1 protein-coding gene is annotated in these 1,186 nt (G+C 27.7%); it reads left to right on the forward strand.

All coding sequences use genetic code 11. The features are described from left to right. Positions 1–590 precede the first annotated feature (590 nt). Positions 591–1,004 (forward strand): hypothetical protein, encoded by a 414-nt coding sequence (locus A9G44_RS08905; protein WP_034915862.1) that lies wholly within the window; start codon positions 591–593, stop codon positions 1,002–1,004. Positions 1,005–1,186: the final 182 nt, after the last annotated feature.

Raw genomic sequence — 1,186 nt, forward strand, 5'->3', positions numbered from 1 at the left:
ATTAATTTAAAAATTATAAAATATCAAAAAGTTACATCATAATTTAGTAATTTACATTACTACTCTTATTCCAACTAAAACAACTGTCCAGAAAAACTGACCGATGCAAATAGAGAAATACTGTCAGAATGTAGCTATCAGCTTTGAAGTAAGCACATTAAGGAAATTGGACACGAATCCATAGAGCAACACCTCAGATATTAGGGACAATATTTAAACAAATAAACTGGCTTACATTACAATAATTTCAGATACAATGATCTGGAAATAGAACGCTTTATTCTGGCAAACCTGATTAGATTATTAGCTGGCTTGAATCTGTGTGCACCTAATGAATTTTAATTAGGTTTTGGTCTATTGTTGGGGAATTGTAATAAATCATAGATAATTAGAAGTAAAATATGCAGTGAACTAAATGCAAAAAGGCTCTTGTAACTGTACAAAATAAAACAGGTACAAAGGAACGTATCATTAGGATGATTTTAGTTGGAATGCGAAAATTGGAGCTCAGAATTCTAATGGCATGCATTTGCAGATTTATACTTATAGCGATCCTATGGCGGTGAAATTATTAGGATATTTTATTAATTATGAATAAGAGAAAATACAATAATCCTTACCATCCATTTCCCTATGAAATGAAAGGTCAATTCTTTGAAAGATTGGAAGAAAATAAAACTCGTTTTATTGAGATTTATTCTATTGAATATGAGAAACCTGAGGAAGAAGATGACGAATGGGAATTTTCCTTGTATTCACTTTATATAGATCAACTTATAAGACCAATAATAGATGAGAAAGAAGTGTTTTTTTTATATAAGCTGCGTACATATTATGCAGACCCCACATTAACGGATAATAATAGTGCATTCAATCAATCAATAACTTCATTTGAACAATATGTTTTTTCTAATTTCGATGAGTTATTAGAATATGTTGAACAACGATGGAGAATAGGATTAAGTGATTTTGTTCCAATTAATGAAACACATATACCTTATTGAAAAATAAATTGATAATACCTATAAGTAATACAAACTAATTATAAATAACAATATTATCAAAACCAAAAAATAATAGTGGCAGGCATTTAATTGATGAAAATCAATTTTATTAAATTATTCTAGCTATTTCTATTACATTATCAATATAAAATATTTGAGATAACGTTTAATTTATTATATAT

Origin of the sequence: Gilliamella sp. Occ4-3 (genome assembly GCF_001690675.1) — a bacterium.
GTDB classification, from domain to species: domain Bacteria; phylum Pseudomonadota; class Gammaproteobacteria; order Enterobacterales; family Orbaceae; genus Gilliamella; species Gilliamella bombi.